The organism is Marinitoga hydrogenitolerans DSM 16785 (assembly GCF_900129175.1).
GTDB classification, from domain to species: domain Bacteria; phylum Thermotogota; class Thermotogae; order Petrotogales; family Petrotogaceae; genus Marinitoga; species Marinitoga hydrogenitolerans.
Map to the genome: position 1 here is coordinate 1 of NZ_FQUI01000067.1, position 5,656 is coordinate 5,656.

General features: G+C 23.7%; 5 protein-coding genes and 1 pseudogene. 1 reads left to right on the plus strand and 5 read right to left on the minus strand.

The window, feature by feature from the left end; genetic code table 11:
- Positions 1–365 precede the first annotated feature (365 nt).
- The 5 genes from BUA62_RS10970 to BUA62_RS11870 all read right to left on the minus strand — a co-directional run bounded on the left by BUA62_RS10970 (position 366) and on the right by BUA62_RS11870 (position 4,334).
- Complete coding sequence (locus BUA62_RS10970; protein WP_072866080.1) at positions 366–1,172, minus strand: ABC transporter permease; 807 nt, start codon at positions 1,170–1,172, stop codon at positions 366–368.
- Positions 1,166–1,930: an ABC transporter permease gene (locus tag BUA62_RS10975; RefSeq protein ID WP_072866081.1), complete on the minus strand. Its 765-nt coding sequence runs from the start codon at positions 1,928–1,930 to the stop codon at positions 1,166–1,168. Before BUA62_RS10975 ends, BUA62_RS10970 begins: the two co-directional genes overlap by 7 nt.
- Positions 1,927–2,655, minus strand: coding sequence for an ABC transporter ATP-binding protein (locus BUA62_RS10980; RefSeq protein ID WP_143148385.1), 729 nt, complete (start codon positions 2,653–2,655; stop codon positions 1,927–1,929). Before BUA62_RS10980 ends, BUA62_RS10975 begins: the two co-directional genes overlap by 4 nt.
- The gene (locus BUA62_RS10985; protein WP_072866082.1) at positions 2,652–3,959 is read right to left on the minus strand and encodes a radical SAM/SPASM domain-containing protein; all 1,308 of its coding nucleotides are present in this window, start codon (positions 3,957–3,959) and stop codon (positions 2,652–2,654) included. The genes BUA62_RS10980 and BUA62_RS10985 overlap by 4 nt, the downstream gene beginning before the upstream one ends.
- Before the next feature lie 243 nt (positions 3,960–4,202).
- The gene (locus BUA62_RS11870) at positions 4,203–4,334 is read right to left on the minus strand and encodes a hypothetical protein (RefSeq protein WP_268776026.1); all 132 of its coding nucleotides are present in this window, start codon (positions 4,332–4,334) and stop codon (positions 4,203–4,205) included.
- Positions 4,335–4,623: 289 nt separating this feature from the next.
- Here BUA62_RS11870 and BUA62_RS10990 point away from each other — a divergent pair.
- Positions 4,624–5,656 (plus strand): annotated as a pseudogene (locus BUA62_RS10990) (hypothetical protein); the annotation flags it as partial.

Consider the following 5,656-nt stretch of genomic DNA (forward strand, 5'->3'; position numbering starts at 1 on the left):
ATAATTATTTTATCACCTGATATATTTTTATGGTTAAGTTTTTGTTTAATGTATTGATGCAATTTTATATTCTTGCTATTATTTGATGTTAATGATTAATTGGTTTTATCTTATTTGATTAATTCCAATAACCTTTCTTCATTTTCTTTTGTTGTTTTTTTGAGTATTTCCTCTGTTTTTTTGTCTGCCACTATTTTTTTTACCCTATTATCCTTTCTGTTTTTTCTATTTCACTTACGTCATGACTGGCTAATATTATCGTTTTTCCTTTTTGCGACAATTCTTCCATTATTTCATATATTTTTATTAAGGTTTAGTCTATTTTTCATCCAAATTAAGAATTAAATCCACATTTTTTACTTATATTAAAAGCCCTGAAAACCTTTTTTACGCGATTTTTTTTCTAAAATTTTGAATGTAATAATTCCGCTTATTAAATATACTATCGATATTATAGTCAATATTATATATTCTGAATTAATCTCTAAAATTGTATTTGTATTCATTAATAAATGTCTCATTAAGTCTAATCCCCAACTAAATGGGAAAAGATAAGAAAAAATTTTTAAAAAATTTGGTAAAACAGTTATTGGAAAAAACATACCTCCTAATAATGGTGCTGCATTTCCTATTAAACTTACTAATTCATCACCATCTTTAAATAGTAATGTAATACCAAAAAAGAAAAATACAAAACCAAATGATGCTAACATTGATATAACGAATACACCTACTGATACTATAAAATTCATAAAATTAAGTGTTGTTAAATTAAATAAAATAGATAATATTATTATTGGAATTGATTCTAAAGTAACTTTTAATATACCTAATACTGACCATCCAAAAATATATCCAAAAGGATTAATTGGCATTAAAAATATTTCTTCTAACTGACCTATTCTCATATAATGCCTTAATGTAAATATAACACCCCATAACACTTCAATATAATTCCAATATGCTGCTCCAATTAAAATGTACCCAAATATATTTTTAGTATTTGTATTTCCATAAAAAAATTGAACCAATCCACTTTTTTCCCCAAAATAAAAAAGCAAAAATACTGGTAATATAGTCAATAATGGTGTGAAAAATGCACCATACCAGTCTATTTTATATTTTTTTGCTGTTAAAAAATTTGCTTTTGCGAGATATAGACTGTTTACCATGTTTCCCACTCGCCTTTTTTCCGTGTATAGTTTTCCACTTTTTTTAACATTATTATTCCTATAACAAGATATAAAAAACTTATTATCGTTAATATTAGAAGCATATATAAATTTTTATTATCAATACTTCCAGTTTGAATTATATTTCTTCCTATAGATATTAAGTAAGTTAGTGGGATTATATATGATATTGCTTTTATATATATAGGATAGTAATTTACAGGACTGGTCATTCCAGAAAGAAGCCCTATAAAATACTGAAGTGTATAATTAATACTACCTATTTTCTTTTTCCATAATGCTAATGCTGCAAAAAATATGGAAAAAAACGTTATATATAATCCACTTATAGATAAAAGAACAAATATCCATAAGCTAAATTTTGTTGTTATTCCAGAAAGCGCAAAGAAAATAAGGGTAAATAAAGTAATATAAATATTAGTTAAAAATGTATCAATTCCTTTGGAAAAGAGAAATTTTAAAGATGAAACAGGGGATATTATTATGGAAATTAAAGTTCCTTCAGATCTTTCTTCTCCAAATCCATCACCTACTCCCCAAAAATATTGATTTAACCAGTACCACAATAGCGTTCCTATTAATATACTTTCTGAAAAATTTACTTTTCCAAATAACTTTGATGTAAAAATATATGGTCCTATCATAAAAAATGGAGTTAATGCCATATTTATCCATACAAATTTATATTTTTTTCTTATCAGCCAGTCTTTTTTTATAAGATACATTATATCCTTCATACAGATTCCTCACTTTTGATGATATCTCTAAAATAATCATAAATATTTTTATTTTCTTCTTTTATATCTCCAAACTTTGTTGTTAATTTGAGAGATCCATCTTTTAAAAAATATATATCCGTATTTTTTGAAAAACCATGGAGAATATGGCTAATCATAAATATCGTTAATCCTTCTTTGTTTAACTCATTTAAATATTCTATCATTTCATATACGGCTTCTGGATCAAGACCATTTAAGATTTCATCTAAAAATAAAACTTTTGGTTCATGGATAAGAGCTTTACATAGCATTAATTTTTTTCTCATTCCAGTTGAAAAATTTTCAACTGTAATATTTGAAAATTGTGTAAGATTAAATTTTTCAAGCAAATATCTAATTTTTTCTTTTTTTATATTTCTTTTAACTCCATAAATACCTCCAAATATATCAAGATTCTCATAAGCTGTTAATTTCCAATATAAACTCCTTTCATTTGTAAGTACTACCCCTATTTCTTTTGATAATTTTTTCCATTTTGTCTTAACATCATAATTAAGAACTTTTATTTCTCCTTCATCCGGTAATAATAATCCTATTGCAATTTTAAGTAATGTGCTTTTACCGCTTCCATTTTTTCCTATAACAACAGCAAAATCCCCTTTCTTAATTGACAAGTTAATTTCTTTCAATACTTCAAGATTTTCAAAACTTTTTTTAATATTTTTTGCTTCTATTACTTTCATATTTTCACCTGCTCTTTATATTTAAAATATAAACTTAAAAGTTCCTCGTATACCTTATTATGAAATGCTTTCCAGCAATCTTTTTTTGCTTTGTTAATATAAATATTATATCTACACCCCCCGTTGCATATTGGTAAATATTTGCAATCTTCGCATAATTCATCAGTAAATTTGTTTTCCAAAAACTGTGAATATTTTCTTAAAAAATTTTCTGGTTTGTTTATTATTTCATCGTAGGTACAAATTTTAAATTTATCAATTCCAATTCCAGAAATACAATTATACAAATCTCCATTAGGTGCAATAACTATATCCCCTTCTTTATTATATGTGCATGGCCAAACATTTAAAAAATCAACAACATTTAAATTTTTTTCTAAAATATTTTTTAATGTTTCAAGATATATTTTACCGTATTTTTCTAGAGAAGGAATATTTTTCTTTGTATATGAACAGAATCCATCTGGATGACTTAATAAACCAATATTAAAAATAAATTTCTTTTTTAATGCAGTAATACCAAAAATATTTATTAAATCTTCTAGCATTTTTGAATGACCTTCATAAAAATTTATATTATCTATAACACTATGTAATATAATTATTGATGTAGTCTTTTCTAAAATTATTTTTATTGTATTAATTATATAATCCCAACTATTATTAATATTTTCAGATTTCCTTCTTAAATTATGTATTTCTTTAGGTCCATCAATAGTTATTTGAACAAACTTAATTTTATTACTTTTCAAAACATCTATCATTTTTTCAGAATAGCTGACACCATTTGATATTAGATTAAAATTTTTCACAGGAAGATTTAACTTTTCAGATCTTTCAATCATTGAAGAAATATATTTCGGATATAATGATGGTTCTCCACCGAAAAAGGTTACAACAATTTCTTCACTATGTAATAATTCTAACAATTTTTTCCATACTTCAATTTTCTTTTCTGGTGATTGAGGAACAATATGCTCAGACTTATATGTATTTTGTCGCATACAATAACTACATTCCAAATTGCAATCCAAAGTAACTGTATCAGTAATAGAAAGTGTATAATTTGTATATTTTATCTTATTTGTGATATAATAATACAAATTTTTTTCGCTAAAGTCTTTTTTTACTAAAATTCCTTCATTAATAAAAAAATCTATATTATCAAGATTATTATTAATATTTTTCAATTTTTTTGCTGTATCAAAATCTAATTCTATATAATTTCTAAGAAGAAGATTATAAAATACATCTTTATTTTTAATTTTTTTATTTATTAAATATTTAGAGTAAACATACCCCATTTTTAATACCTCCCTGCAAATATTATGAAAGTCGGCCGACTTTTTATTTAGTTATTATTGGGTTAAATCCGCACATCTTTGACTTCTATTTGTACATCCTCCTAATGGAATTTTGCCTGAAACTATTCTTTTTAAGATATTCATTACTCTCGCTCCTTTCAAAAAATTTTTTTTTAGTTTTTTCCAACCGGTTGGTAAGGTGTATAAATTTTGTTATAATATATAAGGCCCTTTTTTCAAAACTTACTCAGAAATTTCATTTTGAATTTGATGATTGTATGAATCGGTTGTGTATTCTTTATCATTATCTCCTGCAAATAAGATTGTTGAAAATAACAGAATTCCTATAATTATTAATATAATAGTTTTTTTCATTATCCCACCTCCCTGTTTTCATTTTACCATTTCTAACATGACTTTCAAGTGTTTTTTTATTTTTTATAAATCCTTATTTTATCAGCGTTTTATAATTTCACAATTTCACAATATTTGTAAAAACAAATATTGTTACATTTTAATAATATTATAATTTTTATTAATTTTACTTATTTTGTGCTTTTTTGTGAATGATATAATTTTTATGATTTGTTAAATAATTAAAGGAAGAATATTGGTAAATTTTTAGTAAAGATATTATTTCTCGTGTATTAAGGAGATGGTTTTAATGAAAAAAAATAAAATAAAAAATGTTCTCAATATTATAAGATTTGGTATCTACTCAATCCCGATTATTAATTATATTTATAAAAACAACATCAAAGAAGATTTGAAATATTATATTTTATTATTAAAATCAAAATGGAAAAGAGATTTTAATTCTGCTATCAAATATGCAAATAAAGTTATTTCAACAACAACAACAACAATATTAAGAGAGTTAGCAAGGTTTGAACTTATATCTCTTTATGTAAAAAATAATCAGTTTGAACTCGCTAAAAAAGAATGTAAATATTTAAGAGATAATTTTAATAACATTTCAGAATATGCCAGGAATTTAATGATTCCTGGTTTAAAGTTATTAAATACAAAATATAATATCCTTGATAAGGAATTTAAAGCATATTCTGATAATTATGTACAAAACAATGTGGATAAAGCTATTTTGAAGTATTCTCAGGCAAGAGATTATATTAAGAAAGAAGATTATAATAAAGCATATGAGTTATTTATAGAAGGATATAATCTTGCAAAAAAATTTCTACATCCAACAATGATGTGTAATGGTTTAAATGGCGCTGCATGGTGGATAAGGAATGAAGATAAAAAGAAAGCGTTGATTGCAGCTGATTTACTGGAATATTATATTGGTTATTATTTTGAAGATTTAGAGTATATTTATAACTGGCTTGATACTGTTTTTGAAGTCAGAAGAATTAATAATGATGTGAAAGCTTTTGATACTGCTAATACTATTATTCAATTAAATAAAGATGGTAGAATAAAGATTAAAAAAACTTTTTATAATTTTATTCCTGAAGTATCTGCTACAGATTATAAAATAGATAATGAATTAAAAAACTTTATTTTAAAATATAATGATTTAAAAATCAGAAAGGGAATTATAAAATCAAAAACAATAATGAAATTTATTAATTCTTATAATATAAAATACACATCCAGAAAACCTTATGCTATTAGAAATGAGTATTATAAGATATATCAAAAAAAATTATTTGGGATATCAGTAGAAAAATTTG

Excerpts from the sequence above, each read along its gene's own strand:
- BUA62_RS10970 (WP_072866080.1), bottom strand. The coding sequence starts at position 1,172 with ATGGTAAACAGTCTATATCTCGCAAAAGCAAATTTTTTAACAGCAAAA.
- BUA62_RS10975 (WP_072866081.1), bottom strand. The coding sequence starts at position 1,930 with ATGAAGGATATAATGTATCTTATAAAAAAAGACTGGCTGATAAGAAAA.
- BUA62_RS10980 (WP_143148385.1), bottom strand. The coding sequence starts at position 2,655 with ATGAAAGTAATAGAAGCAAAAAATATTAAAAAAAGTTTTGAAAATCTT.
- BUA62_RS10985 (WP_072866082.1), bottom strand. The coding sequence starts at position 3,959 with ATGGGGTATGTTTACTCTAAATATTTAATAAATAAAAAAATTAAAAAT.
- BUA62_RS11870 (WP_268776026.1), bottom strand. The coding sequence starts at position 4,334 with ATGAAAAAAACTATTATATTAATAATTATAGGAATTCTGTTATTTTCA.